The sequence below is a fragment of the Porphyromonas gingivalis ATCC 33277 genome (assembly GCF_000010505.1).
In the GTDB taxonomy this organism is placed as follows: Bacteria; Bacteroidota; Bacteroidia; order Bacteroidales; family Porphyromonadaceae; genus Porphyromonas; species Porphyromonas gingivalis.
Map to the genome: position 1 here is coordinate 1,480,098 of NC_010729.1, position 24,427 is coordinate 1,504,524.

17 protein-coding genes are annotated in these 24,427 nt (G+C 48.5%); 10 read left to right on the forward strand and 7 right to left on the reverse strand.

The annotated features are described in order from the left end of the window. Nucleotides 1–44: 44 nt before the first annotated feature. Entirely contained in the window at nucleotides 45–125 is an 81-nt protein-coding gene (locus PGN_RS12405; RefSeq protein ID WP_231844311.1) for a hypothetical protein, read from the reverse strand. Nucleotide 126: 1 nt separating this feature from the next. Between PGN_RS12405 and PGN_RS11270 the strand changes: the two genes are divergently transcribed. The 3 genes from PGN_RS11270 to PGN_RS06365 all read left to right on the forward strand — a co-directional run bounded on the left by PGN_RS11270 (nucleotide 127) and on the right by PGN_RS06365 (nucleotide 1,993). Beyond that, complete coding sequence (locus PGN_RS11270; RefSeq protein ID WP_143733437.1) at nucleotides 127–237, forward strand: DUF1661 domain-containing protein; 111 nt, start codon at nucleotides 127–129, stop codon at nucleotides 235–237. Between the two features lie 172 nt (nucleotides 238–409). Further along, nucleotides 410–1,387, forward strand: a complete 978-nt coding sequence (locus PGN_RS06360; protein ID WP_012458192.1) for an aminodeoxychorismate synthase component I — start codon at nucleotides 410–412, stop codon at nucleotides 1,385–1,387. Nucleotides 1,388–1,393: 6 nt separating this feature from the next. Beyond that, nucleotides 1,394–1,993, forward strand: coding sequence for an aminotransferase class IV (locus PGN_RS06365; RefSeq protein ID WP_012458193.1), 600 nt, complete (start codon nucleotides 1,394–1,396; stop codon nucleotides 1,991–1,993). 44 nt (nucleotides 1,994–2,037) lie between these two features. Here PGN_RS06365 and PGN_RS06370 read toward each other — a convergent pair whose 3' ends face one another. The 4 genes from PGN_RS06370 to ppdK form a co-directional block, all read right to left on the reverse strand. Further along, complete coding sequence (locus PGN_RS06370) at nucleotides 2,038–3,681, reverse strand: DUF6850 family outer membrane beta-barrel protein (RefSeq protein WP_039417135.1); 1,644 nt, start codon at nucleotides 3,679–3,681, stop codon at nucleotides 2,038–2,040. Next, nucleotides 3,678–6,488 carry a TonB-dependent receptor gene (locus PGN_RS06375; RefSeq protein ID WP_012458195.1) on the reverse strand — a complete coding sequence of 937 codons (2,811 nt, stop codon included), beginning with the start codon at nucleotides 6,486–6,488 and terminating at the stop codon, nucleotides 3,678–3,680. Before PGN_RS06375 ends, PGN_RS06370 begins: the two co-directional genes overlap by 4 nt. A gap of 171 nt (nucleotides 6,489–6,659) precedes the next feature. Continuing rightward, nucleotides 6,660–7,841, reverse strand: coding sequence for a DUF4876 domain-containing protein (locus tag PGN_RS06380; protein WP_012458196.1), 1,182 nt, complete (start codon nucleotides 7,839–7,841; stop codon nucleotides 6,660–6,662). A 350-nt stretch (nucleotides 7,842–8,191) separates the two neighbouring features. Further along, the gene (ppdK, locus tag PGN_RS06390; RefSeq protein ID WP_012458198.1) at nucleotides 8,192–10,918 is read right to left on the reverse strand and encodes a pyruvate, phosphate dikinase; all 2,727 of its coding nucleotides are present in this window, start codon (nucleotides 10,916–10,918) and stop codon (nucleotides 8,192–8,194) included. A gap of 167 nt (nucleotides 10,919–11,085) precedes the next feature. On the opposite strand from ppdK, the gene PGN_RS11605 reads away from it, so the two are divergent. Next, entirely contained in the window at nucleotides 11,086–11,229 is a 144-nt protein-coding gene (locus PGN_RS11605; RefSeq protein WP_012458199.1) for a hypothetical protein, read from the forward strand. A 52-nt stretch (nucleotides 11,230–11,281) separates the two neighbouring features. Here the strand turns inward: PGN_RS11605 and PGN_RS09955 are convergent, their stop codons facing one another. Both PGN_RS09955 and PGN_RS06400 read right to left on the reverse strand, forming a co-directional pair. After that, nucleotides 11,282–14,245, reverse strand: a complete 2,964-nt coding sequence (locus PGN_RS09955; protein ID WP_012458200.1) for a tetratricopeptide repeat protein — start codon at nucleotides 14,243–14,245, stop codon at nucleotides 11,282–11,284. Nucleotides 14,246–14,776: 531 nt separating this feature from the next. Further along, nucleotides 14,777–16,273 (reverse strand): acetyl-CoA hydrolase/transferase family protein, encoded by a 1,497-nt coding sequence (locus PGN_RS06400; protein ID WP_004584250.1) that lies wholly within the window; start codon nucleotides 16,271–16,273, stop codon nucleotides 14,777–14,779. Nucleotides 16,274–16,576: 303 nt separating this feature from the next. On the opposite strand from PGN_RS06400, the gene miaB reads away from it, so the two are divergent. From miaB to PGN_RS06430, 6 genes are all read left to right on the forward strand, one after another. Further along, a complete protein-coding gene (gene miaB / locus PGN_RS06405) occupies nucleotides 16,577–17,974 on the forward strand; it encodes a tRNA (N6-isopentenyl adenosine(37)-C2)-methylthiotransferase MiaB (RefSeq protein WP_012458201.1) in 1,398 nt (465 codons plus the stop codon). Between the two features lie 906 nt (nucleotides 17,975–18,880). Next, nucleotides 18,881–19,708, forward strand: a complete 828-nt coding sequence (locus tag PGN_RS06410) for an ATP-binding cassette domain-containing protein (protein ID WP_012458202.1) — start codon at nucleotides 18,881–18,883, stop codon at nucleotides 19,706–19,708. A gap of 13 nt (nucleotides 19,709–19,721) precedes the next feature. Then, nucleotides 19,722–20,576 carry a hypothetical protein gene (locus PGN_RS06415; protein WP_012458203.1) on the forward strand — a complete coding sequence of 285 codons (855 nt, stop codon included), beginning with the start codon at nucleotides 19,722–19,724 and terminating at the stop codon, nucleotides 20,574–20,576. Next, a complete protein-coding gene (locus PGN_RS06420; RefSeq protein WP_012458204.1) occupies nucleotides 20,573–21,331 on the forward strand; it encodes a hypothetical protein in 759 nt (252 codons plus the stop codon). The genes PGN_RS06415 and PGN_RS06420 overlap by 4 nt, the downstream gene beginning before the upstream one ends. Next, nucleotides 21,328–21,699, forward strand: coding sequence for a GntR family transcriptional regulator (locus tag PGN_RS06425; protein ID WP_012458205.1), 372 nt, complete (start codon nucleotides 21,328–21,330; stop codon nucleotides 21,697–21,699). The genes PGN_RS06420 and PGN_RS06425 overlap by 4 nt, the downstream gene beginning before the upstream one ends. 219 nt (nucleotides 21,700–21,918) lie before the next feature. Beyond that, nucleotides 21,919–24,423 (forward strand): outer membrane beta-barrel family protein, encoded by a 2,505-nt coding sequence (locus tag PGN_RS06430; RefSeq protein WP_012458206.1) that lies wholly within the window; start codon nucleotides 21,919–21,921, stop codon nucleotides 24,421–24,423. Nucleotides 24,424–24,427 lie beyond the last annotated feature (4 nt).

Here is a 24,427-nt window from a genome sequence, read left to right on the forward strand (position 1 = left end):
GTCGTAGCCGACATTACCAGTATCGTCTATCGGGGAGGCTTCTCCTATCTTTCTTTCAGCACAGGCCACGCGCCAAAATTTCCCCGTTTGACACTCCCCAAAACGTGGCGCGAAAATTTCTTGATTGTGGCGCGGGAAGCAAAAAATTTACGCGCCGAAACGAAAAAATTGTGGTTCCACTTTTTCAGGAAACTCAGACCGCAATTACAGATTTTTTGGGACGTATTTCCGAGGTGACGATAGATCGAACTCGCGCTCATACAGCATATACCTCTTATCTTTGCCGAGAAAAAGGAGAATACCCGATCCGAAAGGCGATGAACCATAGGGATATAAATGAGGATATTCTCCATCACAACGGCATCAGGCTAATATGACAAAGGCTTACGGGGCTGGCTGCCCCTTTCAAATGAAGGCAGAGGAAACGATCAGGCGAATGGATGAATCCGGCCGGTGCGGACGATCATTTCTGTTTGCCATAGACTTTGAGATGGATGAGGGGATCTTCATATCGGAACCGCTGAATCAAAAAGAAATCCTATTCGACGTACGAGGACAAGGGAATGCACCCACAGCTACCGATACGAATGAGAGCAAGGCTCCCGTGACTTTTATCCCCCACCCCGAATCATTGGAAACCTATCGACATCGTTTCGATCGGATCCGCACAGCCCTGATGCGTGGCGATAGCTTCTTGGCCAATCTCACCATTGCTACGCCCATAGAGATGAATATCTCGCTTGAGGAGGTATTCAGTCGCAGTCGCGCCTCATACAAGCTCTTGATTCCCGGACGACTGGTTTGTTTCAGTCCGGAACGATTTGTCAAAATAGAGAATGGGCAAATTTCCACCAACCCGATGAAAGGGACCATAGATGCTTCCCTGCCGGATGCCGCCGGCCGTCTACTGTCCGACTATAAAGAAACGGCCGAACATCGCACCATCGTAGATCTGTTACGCAACGACCTGAACCGAGTCAGTCACCACGTACGCGTCTCTCGCTTTCGCTATCTGGATGAACTCCACACGAACAAGGGACGACTGCTGCAAATGAGTTCGGAGATCACAGGCACACTCCCTGCGGAAAAAGAAAAGCGTTTCGGCTCCATTATTCAAGAGCTACTACCCGCCGGCTCCATCAGCGGAGCACCCAAAGAGGCCACTATCGAAGCTATACGGGAGGCAGAGGGGCAGCAACGAGGCTTCTACACAGGTGTTTTCGGTTATTTCGACGGTAGCAGCTTCGATTCGGCTGTAATGATTCGCTACATCGAACAGCTTCCCGATGGCCAATACCTTTTTCGCAGTGGCGGCGGCATTACCATCAACAGCCGCTGTGACGACGAATACCGCGAAACACAACAAAAGGTATATCTGCCATTCTGATCGAATATGTGCTATATCGAAACCATCCGCATCGAAGACGGCCTGCCCTATCTGCTTGCGCTCCATCAGGAACGAATGAGCCGCACGTGTGACGAAAAGGGCTTTCCCCTCCCGGAAATACCTTGCCTGACGAATCTATGCCCTCCGGAATTGATGTGCGGAATGACCAAATGTCGTATTCTATATGGTAAGGAGGGCATTTCGGACGTTTCCTTTTCACCTTATACACCACGCCAAATATCCTCCCTGCGTATCGTAACGGCTCCAGCCGATTTGGACTATCATTTGAAGCAGGCTGACCGTTCACCTCTCGAAGCCCTTCTCATGCAAAAAGGAGAAGCCGATGAAATTATTATCCTGCGCAACGGACTCCTGACAGACACATCCTACACCAACCTCCTTCTACATATCGGAGGAGAACTTCTCACACCGCGCGTCCCTCTCTTAGAAGGCGTACAACGCCGGTATCTGCTCCAATCCGGTCAAATTCGACCGGCAGACCTGCAAATCGAAGAGCTCAAAAAAGCAGAAGAAATACTGCTGATCAATGCCATGCTCCCCTTGGGGCATACCATTCGTATACACCCATCGCAGATTATTTTTTGATTATCTCATCTTCGGCTATCGGATCGAGTTATCCGACAGAAGGCTTAGAAGAGGTAGGAGATATTGCAGATAGCCCCGATGGTATGGCCGGATGTTCGTTCGGCTTGCGGATCGGACAGGATATGTGAGATGACACCGGGCGTTTTGCCATAGGCTATACCGTCCTTCCTTTTCATCAGGTCGCCATACAACCGCAGCTCTGTCATCAGGCGGTGGGTATTCCGCATCGGAATCGAGACGTACAGAGAGGAACGCACCTCCACGCCTTCTCTATTACGATAGGCATAGGGCAAATAGGCCAGCTGATAGTCGAGCTGCTCTTTCTGGATGGTACGAATCTTATACGAATGCGTCAGCACCATTCGATAAGCAGCCGAAAGCGAAAGTCCAAAATCCAATTTGGTGCCGATATGGTCATAGGCTATACCGGCAAAAGGACGTAGCATTCCGCTCATGGTATGATGTCCATGCTTGCGATACGTCTCATCATAGCCGTAGAAATCACTACCGGCACTCACTCTCAGGGCACAACCTCTATCCGTGCGAATACGGTAGGAGGCTTGGGCTTGGGCGGAGAACTCATTGAGCATATACCAGCGGCGAATAGCCAAGATACGGAGGTCGTAGATATGATAATTATCATCCGGCTTGTAGTCTTCGTATATCCGCTCTATCCCTTGGCGCAGAGCATAGTCGGCCGAAAGGGAAAAGGAGAAGCCGGACAGTTGCCAACTACCATAGAGTCGCAGGCGATTGTAAAGCAGAGCAAAGAGATTGATGGACGACCGCTCCTCGGTATCGAGGAAGTAGCCGCTGTAGTCGAGACCGATGGCATCACCCCTACGGGTATCCAGACGGGAGCTAAGCTTCCATCCGTTGACGTAGTTCATTCTGGAGATACCGAACCAGATAGGGCTGTTGCTGACATCCACCTGACCGAAACCGTAGCTGACGAAGAATTTGTCCTGCTGCCCGGGACGCCAGTTGTACTGTGTGAGGTGTTGTCTATGATAGAGATACGCAGCCGAAAGCGATAGCCTGTTCTCTTGAGGCAGCGTCAAGGAGGTAGCACAAGAAAGCTCCAGTGCACCGGTCGTATTGGTGGTGCGCGGATCGGTCAGCCGATAAGCAACTTCGCCCCTGTATGAGAAGCCTATACCGAGTGGCAAATGTCCGGCGCGAAAAGAATAGTAACCGGCAAGCCGATAGTCTTCGAAATGATAATCTCCACCGGTCGAATCAGACACCAGATAGGGATAGTAGGCTTCGGCATTGCGCAGGGCATTCCAGCCGATGCGTTTGTGCATGCCACGTGAGTAGGAAGCACTGCCCTGCAATGTGCCATAGTTACGGACACTGATGCGACCACCCGATTCGAGCGAGAGCGAGGAGTAGTTATTGCCGTTGTACGGAAGATAGTCGCCCGCAATATCGCCGTATGCCGAGCCGAAACGGACATAGGCCGAATCGCGCAGCCTATCGCTCAACGGGAAAAGATCGGCCCCCCTTTTTTCTTTCGTTTGCACACAAATCTCCCTGTATTGTCTTTCGGTGGGAGACAGGACGATCTGATCCGACAGCTCGAAAGGAGTATTGAGCATCTGCGCCTCGACAGACAGGTGCACAACTCCCAAAAGGCAAAAGAAGAGAGCGACCGGAAGGCGGCTGTATCTTACAATGGTTTTCATAGGGTGAATGTCGTTTCTATTCCGAAATAGGGTATAGACCAGTCTCGCTCCGTCGTATTATTGGCCTGTTTGTATTTGGGATTGATGTCGATGATATTGTCCACGAAAAAAGCCAGCCGCATACAGTCGGAGAACTCTTTGGTGGCTTTGAAATTGATACGCAGCGATATGGGTTTGTATGTAGCCCTGTAGTATAGCTCCGTCCGCTCTCGGCTCAAGTACTTGAGAATATCGTTCGTGGCAGCAGCCTCCAGAATGGCAGCCTTGCTCGTGGGATGGACTACTCCATCGAGATCCATATAGGCATAGGGGAACTCGCTCTCCTCATGCCCCCTGTACGAGGCATCGTGCCAGATAATCTGGAAAAAGGAAGTGAAGATCAGTTTATAACGAGGGAAGTGCGTATTGACCCAAACATTCGTATTGAAGCGTTGGTAGTGTTTGTGCAAACTGCCTTCATAATAGCCCACATAAGGATAGAGAGCCTGCTCGTACTCCGACACTATCGGTCGGAACATGATAGGGATACCCGAAGCGTAGAGCGTATGGTAATAGGCTCCATTGACTTCGACTTGGGTATTGATGGCTTTCAGATAAGGTGTGCGCAAACGAAATTCGATACCGCGCTTGACTACTTTGGCAGAATTCTGCACGGTGGGGATAACAAAGAAATCCTTGTGATGCTCCTGAATATAATCCTCCTTCTGCGGTTTGTGTCCCGGAGGAAGAGGGGCTATCAGCTTGGTATAGCGGTCGAAGGCTATAGGCAGAAAGGAGTCGAAATACTCGAAACCGCGTCGCGATTCTTCGTGGAAGAGTGTCAAAGAAAAGTCGAAACGCTTGTACGTCATATCTATGCCAATCTCTTTTTTGACATTGCGGTTCTCCCTGATAGCAGGATTCTCGGGATTGTGGATATAAGTATAAGTGATGAGATGATCCAGTTCGGGATTCTGCATATAGGCATTCAGCACCATGAAGTCACGGTAGATCTTGTCCGGATACAGATGATCCAGTGTAGGCAGCTTGTTTTCCATACCGTATCCGGCACGCAGGTTTATCGACAGATGTTCGGCTCTGTACTGCCAGTTGGCCTTGATACGCGGCTCTATCAGCATCTTCCGAGAGAGGACATAGGACGAAGGCAGATTGAATAGATGCGTAGCCCTCAGTCCGGCCTGAATACCCAGCCTATTGGCTCCCCACTCGATAGAAGCCCTGTCCTCGACAAAGAATGCAGCATAGACCGAAGCCGGTATATTGTAGTTGGGACGAGGGCGGATATAGCTGTTGTTTCCCGGATAAGGCGGACGAGTAGGATCGGCCACCACTCCCCTACCGATATTCTTACTGCTGCGAGCTTCCAGCCCGTACAGCAAATGATGGTGATGACGTTCGGTGAAGTTTATATCGGTATTGGCTTTGAAACGGCTGAAGAAATAGAGCGGCTGATTGTCTATTTCATAGTAGGCATAGTAGGCCGAAGGGAGGAAAACACCTTCATGTTCTCCGCTTTCGGTAGCTACGGGCATACTCTTCGGGCCACTCGTACTGATGTAGTATTTCTTCCTTTTGAGCAGATCGGAAGTATAGTCGGCAGAGAGAAGCCAGTCTATACTATTGAGCCAACTACCTGAAAAGCGGACTTTGGCATCGAAGGAAAGAGAAGAACGCAAATACTTGGAGTTGTAGGTCTCTTCATACTCATTGACGAGCTGATCCGATTTGCTGTCTTGAATGGAAAAGGTCTGCATCAGCCCGATACCCAAGTCCACGATCTTATCCCCGTAATTCAACTGATCGCTATATCTGGCATGCAGCGTACTCCGCTTATAGCTATCCAACACCTCCCTCACATCGGGTTTGTTGTGCAGGAAGTCTATTCCCGTATGAATGGATGCCCCGCGCTTGGACACTTTGAATCCCTTCCCCACATAAGCCAGTTTGCTAAGGGGATCGGCCTTGACACGCATTTGGAGTGGAGCAGACCCTTGCTTGGTACGGATGCGAATGGCTCCGCTCGACAAATTGCCTTCCCCTACGGATGAGATGCCCCGTTCTATTTCGATGGTTTCGATATGATCTGTGGAGATGGTACGAAGATCGATACCGGCATTCATTCCCGTCCTGCGAGTAACGGTACGATCCGCAACGTACAGGTCAGACCGATCTACTCCCGTGATACCATACAGTTGGGTACGCATGGCATCGTTCGAAAGCGGCATACCATCGATGGAGATGTTGGTTCCCAAAGAGGTATTATCGTCGCTGCCTATTTGTCGAGAAGTCGTTCCCACGAATCCGGTCAGGCTGTTGCTTTGCACCACATTACCCGGAAGCAGGAGAAAGATGTCGCGCAGGGAGGTAGGCTGGATATGTTCCAGAGCAGTCCGATCCACCGATACGTTGCCGTCCGTCTTGTTCTTATAAGTGGCCAGCACCTGCACCTCTTTCAGAGCGATACTATGTTCTTTGAGTCGGAAGTGTACCGTGGTGTCTGCTTTGATATGGAGCGTAGTCTCGAACGAAGCATAGCCCATGCAGCTGACCACGACACGGTACGATCCGGCTGTAACCCGTTTGATCACAAACTCTCCCTTCCCGTCACAGGCTACCCCATAAGCCTGATCCGCCAAAAGTACAGTGGCAAAACCAATGCCCTCCTTTCCCGCCATATCCGTCACCTTACCACGGATCGTACAAGTGGACACATGATGCTGAGCCGAAGCTCCATACGCGAGCAGCAAAAGCGTACAGATCAATAAAGCACGCAATACGGGGATGTAAGAAAGTCCATTCTTTTTCATGTGATCATCGGAATTGTATTCGAGCCCCTGACTGCGATCTGGGCAGAGGAGATGTCTCATATCAAATTACTATGCAGACAGTCGCCCTTTTGAGGGCTGACACTGTCTGCACAGATCGGGGTAAGAATAATTCGGAGTCTATATTCAGAGATGTACTAATGTACTTTTCTATTAGAATCTTGCAGGAAAGGAGTTTTGTCCTTGACGTGCTATACAGTCATTTTCAGAGTCGTTGGTGTCTATCATATAGGTACGGCCATTCTTTTCTTCCGTCTTGCGAAGAATGAGTATGCCACGGTGGCAACCCGGTACACCGATCATGGACTTATCCACTGTCACGGGCAGGGACTTGACTTTCATATTACCGGTATTGCCGGTCTCGATACCATCCAACACATTTTCCACCGGAACGGCATAGAGCATAATGTTCTCTCCATCATTGTTCGTGTACTCGAACTGGTTCTTGGCCAGGAAAGTTTCGATCGGCTCATCTATCTCGAAAAGAATGGGAGGGATAAATCCTCTGGGATGCATCATGAAAACACCGAATCGATTAAATATCTTCACCATATTGGGAACATTGGGGTTGTCCACATCCTGTCCGAAGTTTGCGGGCTGATCCGGCTCATAGACTTCCAAATCGGCACCGCTCAAGTCCACGGAATTGGGATGCTCGGCATCGTGGTGATTGATGGCCGTTCCGGCTATCACGAGCTGACCACCGGGTTGGATGGGATACTGCGAACCGTTGCCGGGGATAGTATAGATCATGGAAAGGACGATGCGGTTGTTCTTGGTCAACTCCTCGGTGAAAGCGTCTTCACCTGTTACGTTGGCATGTGCGGCGAGACCGAAAGCGACACCATCGGCATAGACCACCTTATCGCTATTATTGTATATGACGAAGTACTGATCCGGGTGCATCATCTGCCCGTTGTTGGTCTCTCCATTGAAAAATACTTCTTTGAACAGCAGACCGGAAGGGCGGATCTTCGTCACGATGAGTGGAAGCTCCAAGGTAGTATTCTCTGCGATGGAATAGTTTTCCTTGATGGCCACGATACTATTGTTCCCTATTTCGCCACGTATCGTAATCGTATATACACTGGCATCCAGACTAAGAGAGCAAACACCGGCTTTGTCGAGCTGTTTTTCCACTTTCTGTTGGGTACGAAGATCGAGGAATTCGATGGCTATACCTTCGAGACTCTCTATCGTACTGCCTTCCGGTAGTTTGGCACGGATAGTGATAGCGTACTGTTCGGGCACATCCGGCGTATCCTTGGCACAAGATGACAGCAACGACATGATGGCTGCTAAAACGAGGGAGAAAAAAAGAAAATTTTTTTTCATAATGAGTAACAATTAAAGGTGTTCCGAGAAATCATTGCAAAGGACTATGATAATCGCACCTCGTACAATACCGACCGATTGGTATTTTTCTTTCTTATCTCCCCACATATTTGTAGTTTTTATGCTGGATGAACTGTAGAAAATAAATTCTATTAACGATCCTTGTGTTTTCCTTTTCGGATCAAGCCCTCCAAAAGGAGGAATGACTGTATGTTCAGGATAAGCCTCTGAACCGAGATTGGGAACAAAAAAGGAAAGAGCAAGCCCGACGAATCGGACTTGCTCTTTCTCCAATAAACCGATAGGTGTCAGCCTCTTCACACGAGTCGAAGAGACTGACGTATTCTTTCTTATTTGCCTTCTTCGATAACGGCCTGTGCTGCTGCCAATCGTGCAATAGGCACACGGAAAGGAGAGCAGGATACGTAGTTCAATCCCACTCTATGGCAGAACTTCACAGACGAAGGCTCACCACCGTGCTCACCGCAGATACCGCACTTCAGATTGGGACGAGCCTTGCGGCCGTTCTCCGTAGCCATTCTTACGAGCTGGCCTACACCTTTCTGGTCGAGTACCTGGAAAGGATCCACTTTCAGGATCTTCTTGTCGAGGTAGATGGGGAGGAACGAAGCGATGTCGTCACGAGAGTAACCGAAAGTCATCTGCGTAAGGTCGTTGGTCCCGAATGAGAAGAACTCGGCCGAAGAGGCGATTCTGTCTGCCGTAAGGGCAGCACGCGGTACTTCGATCATCGTACCTACTTGGAATTCCACGCTGTCGCCCTTCTCTTCGAACAGCTTGGCAGCCGTAGCACGGATTACCTCTTCCTGATGTTTGAACTCATGGAGGATCCCCGTCAGAGGCACCATGATCTCAGGCAGACAGACTACACCTTCCTTCTTCAGCTCCAAGCAAGCACCGAGGATGGCACGTGTCTGCATCTCCGTAATCTCCGGATAGGTATTACCCAGACGGCAACCGCGATGACCGAGCATGGGGTTGTGCTCCATCAGATCTTCCACACGCTTCTGAATTATCCTTACATCCACACCCATCATCTGAGCCATCTCCTCCTGACCCTTCAGATCATGAGGTACGAACTCGTGCAGGGGTGGATCGAGGAGACGTACATTCACGGGGAAACCATCCATGGCACGGAAGATACCCTTGAAGTCTTCCTGCTGATAAGGCAGGATTTTGGCCAAAGCACGTACGCGACCTTCTGCCGTCTCGCTCAGGATCATTTCGCGCATGGCTTTGATCTTCTCGCCTTCGAAGAACATATGCTCCGTACGGCAAAGACCGATACCTACGGCACCGAAGCTGCGAGCTATCTCGGCATCGTGAGGAGTATCGGCATTCGTACGAACTTTCAGCTTGGCATACTTATCGGCCAAAGCCATCAGATCGGCGAAATCTTGATCCATTTCGGCGGCTTTCGTCTCCACCTGTCCTTCGTATATCTCACCGGTAGAACCGTTGATGGAGATGTAGTCGCCTTCTTTGAAGAGGGTTCCATCGATCTCTACGGTACGTGCCTTATAGTCGATGTTCAATGCACCTGCTCCCGATACGCAGCATTTGCCCATACCTCTGGCTACTACGGCAGCATGCGAAGTCATACCTCCGCGAGCCGTCAGGATACCTTCGGCGGCAGACATACCGGCCAAGTCTTCGGGCGAAGTCTCGATACGCACCATCACCACACGCTTGCCATCCTCTTTCCACTGAGCGGCATCGTCGGCGAAGAATACGATCTGACCCGTAGCGGCACCCGGCGAAGCAGGCAAGCCCTTGGTCAGTACACGTGCTCTAAGGAGAGCAGACTTGTCGAAAATGGGGTGGAGCAATTCGTCCAACTTGTTAGGTTCGACGCGCATAAGGGCTTCTTCCTCGCTGATCATACCCTGACGCAAGAGATCCATGGCGATCTTCACCATGGCACAACCCGTACGCTTACCGTTACGGGTCTGGAGGAACCAGAGCTTACCTTCCTGTACGGTGAACTCCATATCCTGCATATCGCGGTAGTGATCCTCCAGCTTCTGCTGCAGGGTATCCAGCTCCTTGTAGATTTCGGGCATGGCCTCTTCCATGGAAGGATACTGAGCCACGCGCTCATCTTCTGCGATACCGGCTCTTTCGGCCCAGCGTTGCGATCCGATCTTCGTGATCTGCTGAGGTGTACGAATACCGGCCACAACGTCCTCGCCCTGAGCGTTGATGAGGTATTCCCCGTTGAAGAGATCCTCACCGCTACCGGCATCACGAGAGAAGCACACTCCGGTAGCCGAAGTTTCGCCCATGTTGCCGAATACCATAGCCTGTACGTTCACAGCCGTACCCCATTCTGCCGGGATACCTTCCATGCGACGGTAGAGGATGGCACGCTCGTTCAACCAAGAGTCGAACACGGCCATGATAGCGCCCCAAAGCTGCTCTTCGGCAGAGAAAGGGAAGTCCTTACCCGTCTGAGCCTTTACGGCTGCCTTGAAACGGGATACGAGGTCTTTGAGGTTTTCTACGGAGAGTTCGTTGTCCAAGTGCACACCATTCTCTTCCTTGACCTTCTCGATTATTTCTTCGAACGGATCTATATCTTCCTTATTCGTGGGCTTCATACCGAGTACCACGTCGCCGTACATCTGCACGAAGCGACGATAAGAGTCCCAGGCAAATCGTTCGTTGCCGGTCTTGCGTACGATACCGGCCACCACTTCGTCGTTCAGACCGAGGTTGAGGATCGTATCCATCATACCGGGCATGGAAGCACGCGCTCCCGAACGTACGGATACGAGAAGAGGGTTCTCGGTGTCGCCGAATTTCGACTTCATCAGTCCCTCGATATTTCTGATCGCATCGTTTACTTCGCCACGCAGCAGCTCCACTACTTTGTCTCGGCCCAATGTATAGTATTCCTGACAAACCTCTGTCGTGATCGTAAAACCGGGAGGCACCGGCACACCGATAAGATTCATTTCGGCCAAATTGGCACCCTTACCTCCGAGCAGGTTCTTCATCCCTGCTTCTCCCTCGGCCTTCCCATTGCCGAAGGTGTAGACTCTTTTCTTTTCCATTTAGATTAGTCCGTTCGTTATTATTATAATTTGGATAGTTCTTACCTATGACAAAAAGCGATAATCGACTCCTTCTCCGAGCTTCCGGAAGAGGCCGTTTTTTGTTGTAAGTTGCAAATTAACGAAAAAAGAGCAAGATACGCTACTTTCCACCACCCCTCAAACCCATGAACCTCAAAGGAGTATGGGATGGAATAGTGGGCGAAGCATGCTATATCAAAGGAGAAAAAGACTTCCCTCCTCCTCGTTATGCCCTCTGTCCGGAGCGGATTACTTCAATCATGAGTAACCCAAATATGCAACAAGAATGACCGCATTTTGTTCACGAGGTAAACAGCGAATAGAAGTGCTGTCAAAAGCCTGCTATGCTTTCTCAGTCAATGCCTTGGCAAAGGCTTCCACCTGCTCTATATGTGGATGCCGGTTTTTCCGAGCCAGCTCTATATCCGGGGCCAAGTTCCAGCCGATGGATTTCGCTCCGGCATTCAGCAAAGCCGCCAGCTCTTTTTCCGCCTCGGCACCCCATTCCTCGTAATAGTGCGCATATCTGTAGAACCATAACTTGGCCTGCAAGGGTTTCGTCTCTTCGTCATTATCGGCATTCTCGAATGCTTGCTGAATCAAGCTATCAGCACGTTTGAAATCCCCCCGACACGTAATGAGAAAATGAGCATAATTGCCAAGCTTATTGGCACTCTTCGGATCTACCTCTAATGCTCGCTTGTAATACGTCTCGGCTTGGTCGTAATCGTGACGAATATTATTTAAGAATAAGGCATAATTCCCAAGATTATTCGCATTCTTCGGATCTGCCTCTAATCCTCTTTTGTAATACGACTCGGCTTGGTCGTAAGCGTGACGAATATCCTGTAAGAATAAGGCATAATTTCCAAGATTATTCGCATGATTAGGATCTGCCTCTAATGCTCGCTTGTAATACACCTCGGCTTGGTCGTAAGCATGACGAATAATATGTAAGAATAAGGCATAATTTCTAAGAGTATTCGCATGATTAGGATCTGCCTCTAATGCTCGCTTGTAATACACCTCGGCTTGGTCGTAAGCGTGACGGATAGTATGTAAGAATGAGGCATAATTCCCAAGAGTATTCGCATGATTCGGATCAGCATCTAATGCTTTCTTGTAATACCTCTCGCCTTGGTCGTAATCGTGACGGATATTATTTAAAAATACGGCATAATTGCCAAGGGCATTAGCATTCTTCTGATCAGCATCTAATGCTTTCTTGTAATACCTCTCGGCTTGGTCATAATCGTGGCGGATATCATTTAAGAATACGGCATAATTGCCAAGAGTAACTGCATTCTTCGGATCTGCCTCTAATGCTCGCCTGTAATACACCTCGGCTTGGTCGTAAGCGTGACGAATATTACATAAGAAATTGGCATAATTCCCAAGAGTAACTACATTCTTCGGATCTGCCTCTAATGCTCGCTTGTAATACGCCTCGGCTTGGTCGTAAGCGTGACGAATATCATGTAAGAATGAGGCATAATTCCCAAGATTATTCGCATGATTCGGACCTACCTCTAATGCTCGCTTGTAATATGTCTCGGCTTGGTCGTAAGCGTGACGGATAGTATGTAAGAATAAGGCATAATTCCCAAGAGTATTCGCATGATTCGGATCTGCCTCTAATGCTTGCTTGTAATACACCTCGGCTTGGTCGTAAGCGTGACGAATATTACATAAGAAATTGGCATAATTCCCAAAAGTATTCGCATGATTCGGATCTGCCTCTAATGCTCGCTTGTAATATGCCTCGGCTTGGTCGTAAGCGTGACGAATAGTATGTAAGAATGAGGCATAATTCCCAAGGGCATTAGCATTCTTCGGATCAGCCTCTAATGCTTGCTTGTAATACACCTCGGCTTGGTCGTAAGCGTGACGGATATTACATAAGAAATTGGCATAATTCCCAAGAGTATTCGCATGATTCGGATCTGCCTCTAATGCTTGCTTGTAATACCTCTCGGCTTGGTCGTAAGCGTGGCGAATATTATTTAAAAATACGGCATAATTGCCAAGAGTAATTGCGTTCTTCGGATCTGCCTCTAATGCTTGCTTGTAATACATCTCGGCTTGGTCGTAATCGTGACGAATAGTATGTAAGAAATTGGCATAATCTCCCAATAGATTCGCATCTTGAGGATACTTGGCAATACCTTCTTGGTAGATCTTGTCTTTCTTGTCTATATCTGTCTCTTGATTTGCGTCAAACAAATAGCTCAAAGCACCGGACAAAACATTGTGATATGATGCTGAGGTTTCCTGTGACAAACTCCTTTTTATCTCTGAGATTTCTTTTCTTTGTGCATTAATATTCTCAAGACGTCGATAAGTCGCCTCTAATAGCTCATGCATTGGATTAGGTCTTTTTATTTCCTCTATTCCATCAAGAAATTTATACCCTAATGCAGCATAACAATCGTACATAAATATATCAAATCCATTTATTGCTATCAGAAAATCATTAGGATTCAGTATGTTTCGAGCTTTTGAAGAGAGTTTACCCCAAAGATGCTCTCGCCAAGAAAGATCGTTTTCTGAATCTTGATTAGATGGCTCTTCTCCAGGATTGTATACACACCAATAAATCTGCTTCCGATTATTGAGCGATGTGAAATAGTCCATTAAGCTTTCGTCATTTCCCCCATAGCCAAGCACAATCAGAAAATAATCCGAAAGGAATCTATCTAATATGTCTTCCCAGGCTTTTTGTATGGTTCCGGTATGCTCCCGATCAGAAAAGGGATGGAAGAACAAATCCCGATGGACCTTCAGAATAATAGGCCTATCGCTACGTTTGGGCACATAACCGGCCAAAGCCTCATGCCCGGCGATGAAAGGTTTTTCCTTCGTATAAGTACGAATGGCATCTTCCAAAAGATTGTCGAAATTGGTCGTGATCACCACATTGTGCTTTTCCCTCACCATGATATTAGCCAAAATAAGGTAGCCAAGGGATGGCTCTTTACCCTCCATATAATGTCTAATACAATCGTAACCGGATTCAGGAATATGGCCAAAACGTTTTTCATAGATCTGCGGATAGAACTCTCCCACGTTGTCCTCTGAAATTTGAACCTTATTCTTCCATTTCGCAAAATCGTCCTTACCGCAATCCTCTTCTATCTCCTGGATCCATTTCCTTGCCAAATCTGCTCCGGTGGGAATGCCGGAAGACATGGATGCTCCTGCCCCTATCAAGAAACAGAATTTCATCCCTTTGGATTCTCCGGAAGCATCTTTCAGCATCCTGACAAGTTGTCTTGAGGTGATAGTTTTTGGTAGCTCCTCATTCATAATAAGTGCAGAGTCTTAATATCTACTATTAATAAATTGGTTTTCACAAGTGCAAATATGCAAAGAAAGCCTTATTCGCACAAGGGATCTTTTATGATTTTCGATCTCATAACAGGCAAAACTGCTTTCCGGCAAGCATTAAATCTTGCGCCAAAAAAGTTTTCAACAATGAAGAGAAGTTTGGAATGGTTCTAAATAAGCGACTGAAAGGAAGAGGAGAAACCGCTGAAAAGAGATCGGAAGACAGCGAAAAGAGATTGGGAAACGATTTATATATAGAACGAATTCGATTTATATATTTATCATTTTCGATTTATATATAAATCGTTTTCATTTAATATATAGATTGTAAAGTGTTTTATATATAAAACGAGAGGCCGAAAAGGCCTCTTCGACCGATGAAATAAAAAGAGGCACCTACCCAAGTTCACGACCGAACTCGGGCGGGTGCCTTAGTATCTGACAGAAATGTCGGAATCTTATTCGCGCTTGTACATCACAAATCCGGCACAAGCGTCCTCGCTCGACCGATTACTTCATGTAGTCTTCCCAGCGTACATTGCGCATGTCGCCGCTCTTGGCCAATTCCTGATGGAAGGCAAAGCAGCAGTCCAAATTCTGGGGTGTTTGTCCTTTGACTCCAAGCTCCAGATACTGACGAAGGAGGGGACGATAGTCGGGATGCACACATTTGTCGATGATCTCATGAGCACGCTCGCGTGGGTTCTTGCCTCGCAAGTCTGCAACGCCCCATTCGGAAATGATGACTTTCACGGAGTGCTCGCTATGATCGTGGTGCGCCACCATCGGGACGAAAGAACTGATCTTGCCGTCCTTCATAACGGACGGTGTAGTGAAGATGGAGACGTAGCTGTTGCGAGTGAAGTCGCCCGAACCTCCGATACCGTTCATCATACGCGTACCGCTAACGTGCGTAGAGTTGATATTGCCGAAAATATCCGCTTCGAGAGCCGTATTGATGGTGATAACACCTAACCGGCGGACGATCTCGGGATTGTTGGAGTATTCCTGCGGACGAAGGAGGATCTTGTCCTTGAAGAAATCCAGATTGGCGTAGATGTCCTGTATCACGGAGCGACTCACAGAGAGCGAACATCCGCTGGCGAACTTGATGCGTCCTTTCTTCATCAGAGCGATAACGGCATCCTGAATTACCTCTGTGTACATGTTGAAAGCCGGAATATCGGGATTGTCACCCAACGCTCCCAGTACGGCATTAGCCACATTGCCTACGCCGCTTTGCAGGGGAAGAAAATCTTTGGGTATTCGTCCGGCTTTCATTTCGCTCACGAGGAAAGCAGCCACATTGTCCCCAATAGCTTGCGTTACAGGGTCAAGGGGTGCGAAATCGCTCTCGTCATTAGGTTCGCTCGTACGCACTACACCGACTATCTTGGCCGGATCCACCTGTACATAAGGCTTGCCGATACGATCCGAAGGAGTATAGACAGGCAGCTCACGACGGGCAGGCGGATCGAGAGGTTCGCACAAGTCGTGCATACCCATGATCTCTTTGGGGTGCTTGTCGTTAAGCTCCACGATGATTCGGTCTGCCAGACGGCAAATAGTAGGCAGGATACCTACACCTGTAGTAGGCAGGATCTTACCGTCTTCGGTAACGTCTGCCACCTCTATGATGGCCACATCCACCTTGCCGTAAAAGCCATAGCGCAGATCCTGAGCCAAGGTAGAGAGATGAAGATCGAAATAGGAAGTGCTGCCATTGTTGATAAGATTGCGCAGATCCTTATTGGACTGATATGGAGTACGAAACTTCACAGCATCGGCCTGTGCCAAGACACCGTCCAACCGAGCACCGGTACTGGCACCGGTGAACATACCGATCTTGAAGGGATTGCCTTTTTCATGCTCTGCAATAGCTCGCTTGGCTATTGCCGCAGGTACTACCTTAGGGTTGCCTGCAGGGGTAAAACCGCTAAAGCCGACATTGTCGTTGTGATGCACAAACTCCGCTGCTTCTTCTGCAGTGATAAATCTTAGAGCCATAGTACGTATTATTATTGCTTAATTGGTTGTTGTTGAAATCGATTAACTTTGTTGCCTGCGAAAATACTGAAACTCTTTCATATAGAGGGAAAAATAACGATAAATTCAGACAAGAGACGATAGACAAGAGTATCAGAACATAAAAGGAGCGAGTCTCACGACTCACTCCTTCCCAAATTAACCAAAACCTTAACTATGAAAAATCTTACTTTTCCATCACAAACATAATGAGCACGAAGTAGTTTTACAAACTTTTGTCGGTAATAATCGAAATAATACGACAATTTGATATAACATACAAGCATGATCGAACAAATCGGAGCGGACTCTAAATCCGCCGAGAACAAACAAGAGCGCAAGCTCTACATCGAGACCTATGGCTGCCAGATGAACGTAGCCGACAGTGAGGTGGTAGCGTCCGTAATGCAGATGGACGGCTACAGCCTTACGGACAACGTGGATGAGGCGGATACGATCCTGGTCAATACCTGTTCGGTACGGGACAATGCCGAGCAGAAAGTGCTGAACCGGCTGGCATATTACCACTCGCTACGAAAGAAAAGACGGGCTTCTTCCCGTCTCGTTATCGGGGTATTGGGCTGCATGGCCGAGCGCGTCAAGGAGGAGTTGATCCGCGAACATCACGTGGATGTGGTGGCCGGCCCCGACTCGTACCTCGACCTGCCGAACCTCGTCGGAGCAGCAGAACAGGGAGAGAAAGCCATCAATGTGGAACTATCCATGCAGGAAACGTATAAAGATGTGATGCCGCTCAAAATGGGTGGCGTACATATCAACGGATTCGTCTCCATCATGCGTGGGTGCAACAACTTCTGCAGCTACTGCATCGTACCCTACACACGAGGCCGAGAAAGAAGCCGCGAAATAGAAAGCATCCTCAACGAAGTGCGGGATCTGAAAGCCAAGAATTTCCGCGAGGTAACGCTGCTGGGGCAGAATGTAAACTCCTACCGATACGAACAAAACGGGCGGATCATCCGCTTCCCCGATCTGCTCGCAGCAGTGGCCGAAGCTGTGCCCGACATGCGCATACGCTTCACCTCTCCTCACCCCAAGGATATGGATGACGAAGCCATCGCCGTCATGGCACGATACCGCAATATCTGCAATCATATACACCTGCCGGCACAGAGCGGAAGCGACAAGATGCTCCGCGTCATGAAGCGCGGCTATACGCGCCGGTGGTATCTCGACAGGGTAGCAGCCATCCGCCGGGCTATACCGGACTGCGCCATCAGCAGCGACCTCTTCTGTGGCTTCCATTCGGAGACGGAGGAAGACTTCGAAGCAACCCTTAGCCTGATGGAAGAGGTAGGTTACGACTCTGCCTTCATGTTCAAATACTCCGAACGGCCGGGTACTTATGCTGCTCGCCACCTTGTGGACGATGTACTCGAAGAGGTAAAGCTCGCCCGTCTGGATCGGATGATAGCCCTCCAGAATCGCCTGAGCGAGGAGAGCAACAAGAGGGACATAAGCAAGACTTTCGAAGTGCTGATAGAGGGCTTCAGCAAACGATCGCGCGAACAGCTATTCGGTCGCACTCAGCAAAATAAGGTGGTGATCTTCGATAAAAACGGTCACCGCGTGGGACAATACATCTATGTACGGATCAAGGATGCTTCTTCGGCTACTCTCTTCGGCGAAGTGGTAGAGGCTCCAACTTCGGAAAAGGGCTGAACAGTCGTATTCGATCGGGCTGAAGCTCTTAGGCCAAAGCCCTACCCCTATCCCGATTCATTCCGCAGAAGCCCGTTTTTCAGACAAAGCTTCGCCCCACTGCAGCCAAGGAATTCTCCCGAACTCCTTGGCTGTAATTACAATAGTAAGTGCAACAAACTTTTCTTTGTTATCCGACAGGGCAATCGCATTTGAAGCGTTAACACACATATAAGCCTGATGATGCTCTGTCCAAAATAAGCACGAAATGTATTAGAGATCCTATGTTACACTAAGGTCATTCTCGTCTTACCTTGATTATCCATAATATGCTAATAATTAGCACATTGCAATGAATACCGCAGGCCTACGATCTTTTTTTCAATCTCTGCATATAGCCGGTATTCCGTTCGTTTTTCGGTCAATGTAGAGTTGAATTACCGCTAAAAATCGCTAATGGCCGTCATTAAAAAAGTAAGACCTAAAGACAAATCTGGGTTCAAAGGTCTCTTATAGTAAATCGCAAGCCTGTGTTGATGTTCCACACGCTCCGGCCATTAATGTCATTCCGACCCTATCGCTGCTATTCTTTGCGTGGGTGAGAGCATCGAATTCCGATAGGTAGTCCAAAATTTTTCGCTGAATATTTGGTCAATTCGGACAAGTAAGCTATGTTTGCGGTGTACTATCAGACTAATACAGCATGTCTATATAGTTTAAATTACTGATTATTAAGCAATAGAATCCAAAATCAGACGAACGTAATATAGAGGAAAAAGAAGTCAAACAAGAAAAAAGCATCGCAAAAAAGGAAAAGAGAAACAAAAAACATCTTGCCAATATAGACTCGATGAGTAGCATACACCAAAAGAGACAGCATGATATAAGAGTAAAAAAACAGAAAACGAACAAAAACAGAATAAAACAATGATCAACGCAAAAAACATCAGATTCAGCTATCCGCGACAAAGGTCGCTTTTCGAAAGCTTAAACCTCGACCTGCCGAAAGGGAGTATTACGGGACTGCTCGGACGAAACGGGGAGGGAAAGACTACGCTACTGAAACTCCTATGCGGCCAATTACTCCGAAAGGATGGCAATCTGACAGTATTGACGGAAGACCCACGACACCGCTCGGTGAAGTTTTTGTCAAAAGTGTTCCTGCTGCAAGAGGAAGTGACCTGCCCGAATGTTACGATCAGGGATTACTTCCGTATGATCACTCCTTTCTATCCCTCCTACTCACCCGAAGTAGCTCAGGAAATCATCATCGCTTTCGACCTGAACTGGGACATGAAGCTCGGCAAGGTATCGCAGGGACAGAAGAAAAAGGCTGTCATCGCATTGGCACTCTCTCTTCGTACACCACTCTTGCTGATGGACGAACCGACCAACGGGCTGGATATTCCGAGCAAAAGTGCTTTCCGCCGCCTGATGGCACGATATATAACGGAGGAGCAAACGGTCATTATCAGTACACATCAGGTACGCGATCTGGAGCAGATCATCGATCGCATCGTAATGATGGACAAGAATGCCATCGTCTGCAACAGGTCCGTAGCCGAACTGAGCGAGCGATTTGCCTTCCGCCAAGTGGTACCGGGCGATAAGCCTATATATAAGGAAGGCTCTACAATGGGCGAAGTGGGTGTGTATGAGAATACCACCGGAGAAGAAACGCCCTTCTCCATGGAGCTGTTTTTCAACGGCATGATAGCCGAAAGAGAGGTGTTTAATCGCGTGTTGAATCGCTAAAGCTACTACCACTATGACTGCATTAGTAAACAGCCGGCCGACAAATGTCTGGCAGCGCATCGGTCTCCTCTTTGCGATGGAATGGGGTACTCAGAAGAGAAACATTCTGGCCGTAACCGGCACACTCTGTGTAGTAGCCCTTGCTATTGCCATCCTTATATCTGTCAGTATCAATAGGCCTATCTCAGTGGAAGGATTGTCAGGATATATATTTGGTTTCAGTTCATTGTTTTTAATGACGACGATGGTCTATACTTACATCGCCATTCAAAGACAAGTCAATCACTCCAAGACCATAGCCTATACAATCATACCGGCTTCTGTGGGAGAGAAATACGTGGTACTTCTGCTTTCTTTTCTGTTTCCGTTCATATGGACTATCGTTCTTTTGGCTATGGCCATATTGTTCTTGGGCATCTTGCTTCCAAGTACATGGACAGCCCTATATGAGCTGTGGATGAATCTCTTCTTCATAGAACACATTGTATCGGTCGAAGAAGCAGAGTGGGCTGCAAAAATCGTTAGTTCCCTGAGATTCTATTTCATCTTATACAATATCGTGGGTGCTTTCTGTAGCATAGCCATGGCTCTTTGGTGCTGCATCAATGTACGAGGCACCACTCAGTCCATTCTTGCCCATATCGGACTCAATGCCGTGCTGGGTATTTTCTCCTCAGTAGTCGTATTGCCCGCAATGGTAGCACGCTTATCCTATATCGAATACAGCAATTCCATAAATGAGAGAGAAGTTATGGATGTTATTTTTTCCCCCGAGATATGGAGCTACCAGCTGATCACATTAGGATTGGCAGCGATACTATTCTATATCCTATCCTATTTCTCACTGAAAAAACGACAGCTACGATGACGACTACACAGAATCAACATAAAACTGTGCCCTCCTTTCTCGGGCGTATAGGACTGCTCCTTCGCATGGAGTGGTGTACACAGGGACGCAATACTCTATTTTTCCTGTTGGCTCTACTGGGAGCACTCGTAGGTCTGACGATGCTATTGCACATAGGAGATGAGCTAAATCCTCTCTCGGTAAAGGATCGAACGCATTTTGACCTTTGGCCGTTGACCCTCGTTTGCGTAGCTTTCTACGTATTCCGAATCGTACAAGGCCGGGTCAATAAGTCCGACACCGTCACCTATACCTTAATACCGGCTTCTGCCACAGCAAAGTTCGTCGTTATACTGATAGAGGGGATATTGGCACTGTTGGTAGCCGCTGTTGTAAACCAAATAGCCTATACGATAGAGGTACTCCTCTACCCCGCTGTCTTGGAAGCATCGTACTATGCGCCTTATATCTGGCAGACATCAGCAGGCTATGGGTGGTTTTCATCCGGATTCTTGGATCTCTACTGGCCGGGGGCCGTCATTCTGTTCAATGTACTGTCAGCAGGTATTTACTTCGCCGTTAGTGTCCGAAAACTCACCATGGCTACCGTGGCTTTCCTCCTGACTATGGGAGGTGAAACGATTTTGTTCGGCATACTGACATCCAATCTGAACCTGTACGGAGAAGATCTTTTCACTGCTCTTTTCTTCGGCGGTATCGGCTTGTGCCTATTCGTTTTATCCTTTATCAACCTTCAAAGACGACAACTGAAATGACTGCTATACTTCAAGCACAATCCATATTCCTCCAAATATCGGACACGATCAAGGACAGGATTCTCTCCGGCGAATATTCGGCCGACGAAAGAGTACCATCTGTCCGCGAATTGGCCGAACAGATGGAGGTCAATCCCAACACAGCGATGCGAGCTGTCGAACGCCTGCAAATGGAAGGTATGATCTACAACAAGCGCGGACTCGGCTACTTTGTCAACCCCAACGCTCGCGAAGAGATCCTTGCCTCTCGACGCAAGAAATTCGTAGAAGAGGTGGTACCGGCCCTATTCAGCGAGATGAAACTCCTCGGTATAGGCCTCGACACCCTCCAATCCGAATGGGACAAACAAACAGAGAATAATTCATAGACTATATGCGTTGCCTTTTTATCCGCTCCCGTTGCGGCATTGCGCGAGTCGCCGCCAATGGGGGCGGAGCGGAAGACCCCCTCTCTCCTAGCCCTTCTTTCCGAGCATTCTGATAAGGGAAAGGAGTTCGACTACAGACTATTCACAAGCAATAAACTTAAAGTGTTTGCAACAGGTAACAGCCGATACATACACAATAAACCAACAATCATCCAAGCAATGAAACGAATCGTTTTATCATCTTTCCTATTCGTTCTGTCCATACTTTCTTTGATGGCACAGAACAATACCCTCGATGTACACATATCCGGTACGATCAAGGATGCCTCCTCCGGCGAATCGGTGCCCTATGCTACTGTAAGCATCCGGCCGGCAGGAGCAGATACCACACAGGTGTTCCGACAAGTGACTGACGGCAACGGCTACTTCGTCATAGGCCTACCGGCAGCTCCCTCCTATCACCTGACAGCTTCGTTTGTAGGTATGAAAACCCATACCATGCAGATTAGTCGGGAAAATGGACAGCGGGACATCAAAGCTGTCGATATTTCGCTCGAATCCGAGGACAAACAACTCTCCACCGTCACCGTATCGGCAGCACGACCACTGGTGAAGATGGAGATAGACCGCCTGTCCTATAATATGAAAGATGACCCCGCAGCCAAGACGAACAACCTGCTCGAAATGCTGCGCAACGTTCCTTTGGTAACAGTGGATGGTCAGGGCAATATCCAGGTGAAAGGATCTTCCAACTTCAAAATCCACCTCAATGGCAGGCCCTCGACCATGGTGAGCAGCAACCCGAAGGAGGTCTTTCGCTCCATTCCTGCCCATACGATCAAACGGGTGGAGGTCATCACCGATCCAGGTGTAAAGTACGATGCGGAAGGCACAAGTGCCATCCTGAACATCGTCACGGAAGAAGGTAAGAAGCTGGAAGGATATTCAGGTTCCATCACGGCCAGTGTCAGCAACAATCCCACAGCCAACGGTAGTATCTTTCTGACGGCCAAGTCCGGCAAAGTCGGGCTGACTACCAACTATAACTACTACGGTGGCAAAAACAAGGGCTCTCGCTACTTTACCGAACGTACTACATCCATGCTCCAAACGATAGAAGAAGGCAAAGGGCAAGAAACCTTTGGCGGACACTTCGGCAATGCCCTCCTCTCATTCGAGATAGATTCGCTCAATCTCTTTACGGTGGGCGGCAATGTACGCCTTTGGGAGATGACCACCGACCGGAACAGCGTAGAAAAAAGCTTTGTCGGCAGCAACCTCATGTCCTACATAGACAGAAAACTCAAAACACAGATGGATGCCGGATCATACGAGCTCAATGCCGACTATCAGCACAGCACTCGCCTGCCGGGCGAATTGCTCACCGTTTCCTACCGCTTCACTCACAATCCTAATAATAGCGAGACCTTCATTGACCAATGGAAGCGCGATCCGCTCAATACAGCTAATACGATCCAGTACGCCGGCCAGCACTCCAAATCCGATGCGGGCATGGACGAACATACGGCACAAGTGGACTATACACGTCCCTTAGGACAAGCACATTCTTTGGAAGCAGGGCTGAAGTACATCTATCGTCATGCCATGAGCGATCCGCTCTATGAGATACGACCATCCGAAGATGCTCCGTGGCAGCCCGGCTCCCTATATGCACAGAATCCGTCGAACGGAAAATTCCGCCACGATCAATACATCGGAGCAGCCTATGCCGGCTACAACTATCGTAAGGATCAGTATTCTTTGCAAACCGGCCTCCGAGTGGAAAGCAGCAGGCTGAAAGCACTCTTTCCCGAAAACGCAGCAGCAGATTTCTCCCACAACTCGTTCGACTGGGTGCCACAGCTCACGCTCGGCTATACCCCCTCGCCCATGAAGCAGCTCAAGCTGGCCTATAACTTCCGAATCCAACGTCCTGCAATCGGCCAACTGAATCCCTACCGGCTACAGACCAACGATTATCAAGTACAGTATGGTAATCCCGACCTAAAGTCGGAGAAGCGTCACCACGTCGGTCTCTCCTATAATCAATACGGAGCCAAGGTCATGCTTACAGCATCGCTCGACTACGATTTCTGCAACAACGCCATCCAGAATTACACCTTCTCCGACCCGGCCAATCCCAATCTGTTCCACCAGACCTATGGCAATATCGGACGAGAGCATTCTTTCAACTTGAATACCTATGCCATGTACACGCCGGCCGTATGGGTCAGGATTATGCTCAACGGAAATATCGATCGCACATTCCAAAAGAGCGAAGCACTCGGCATTGATGTCAATTCATGGTCCGGCATGGTATACTCAGGCCTGATGTTCACCCTGCCGAAGGATTGGACTGTGAATCTCTTCGGAGGTTATTATCATGGGGGAAGAAGCTACCAGACGAAGTATGATGGCAATGTATTCAACAATATCGGTATAGCCAAACAGCTTTTCGACAAAAAATTGAGAGTCTCGCTGAGCGCAAACAACATTCATGCGAAGTATTCGACATGGAAGAGCCGGACCATTGGCAATGGATTTACTATTTATTCGGAAAATGCCGGTATACAACGGAGTGTTTCCCTCAGCCTCACCTATAGCTTCGGTAAGATGAATACACAAGTGCGCAAGGTACAGCGTACGATCGTCAATGACGACCTCAAGCAGACCTCATCCCAAGGACAGCAGGGTGGCGGACAAGGAAATCCTACCGGCAATTGATCAA

Excerpts from the sequence above, each read along its gene's own strand:
- PGN_RS06375 (WP_012458195.1), bottom strand. The coding sequence starts at position 6,488 with ATGAAAAAGAATGGACTTTCTTACATCCCCGTATTGCGTGCTTTATTG.
- PGN_RS06400 (WP_004584250.1), bottom strand. The coding sequence starts at position 16,273 with ATGGCTCTAAGATTTATCACTGCAGAAGAAGCAGCGGAGTTTGTGCAT.
- PGN_RS06380 (WP_012458196.1), bottom strand. The coding sequence starts at position 7,841 with ATGAAAAAAAATTTTCTTTTTTTCTCCCTCGTTTTAGCAGCCATCATG.
- PGN_RS11605 (WP_012458199.1), top strand. The coding sequence starts at position 11,086 with ATGAACCTCAAAGGAGTATGGGATGGAATAGTGGGCGAAGCATGCTAT.
- PGN_RS09955 (WP_012458200.1), bottom strand. The coding sequence starts at position 14,245 with ATGAATGAGGAGCTACCAAAAACTATCACCTCAAGACAACTTGTCAGG.
- PGN_RS06415 (WP_012458203.1), top strand. The coding sequence starts at position 19,722 with ATGACTGCATTAGTAAACAGCCGGCCGACAAATGTCTGGCAGCGCATC.
- PGN_RS06430 (WP_012458206.1), top strand. The coding sequence starts at position 21,919 with ATGAAACGAATCGTTTTATCATCTTTCCTATTCGTTCTGTCCATACTT.
- PGN_RS06360 (WP_012458192.1), top strand. The coding sequence starts at position 410 with ATGAAGGCAGAGGAAACGATCAGGCGAATGGATGAATCCGGCCGGTGC.
- PGN_RS06410 (WP_012458202.1), top strand. The coding sequence starts at position 18,881 with ATGATCAACGCAAAAAACATCAGATTCAGCTATCCGCGACAAAGGTCG.
- ppdK (WP_012458198.1), bottom strand. The coding sequence starts at position 10,918 with ATGGAAAAGAAAAGAGTCTACACCTTCGGCAATGGGAAGGCCGAGGGA.
- miaB (WP_012458201.1), top strand. The coding sequence starts at position 16,577 with ATGATCGAACAAATCGGAGCGGACTCTAAATCCGCCGAGAACAAACAA.
- PGN_RS06425 (WP_012458205.1), top strand. The coding sequence starts at position 21,328 with ATGACTGCTATACTTCAAGCACAATCCATATTCCTCCAAATATCGGAC.
- PGN_RS06365 (WP_012458193.1), top strand. The coding sequence starts at position 1,394 with ATGTGCTATATCGAAACCATCCGCATCGAAGACGGCCTGCCCTATCTG.
- PGN_RS06420 (WP_012458204.1), top strand. The coding sequence starts at position 20,573 with ATGACGACTACACAGAATCAACATAAAACTGTGCCCTCCTTTCTCGGG.
- PGN_RS06370 (WP_039417135.1), bottom strand. The coding sequence starts at position 3,681 with ATGAAAACCATTGTAAGATACAGCCGCCTTCCGGTCGCTCTCTTCTTT.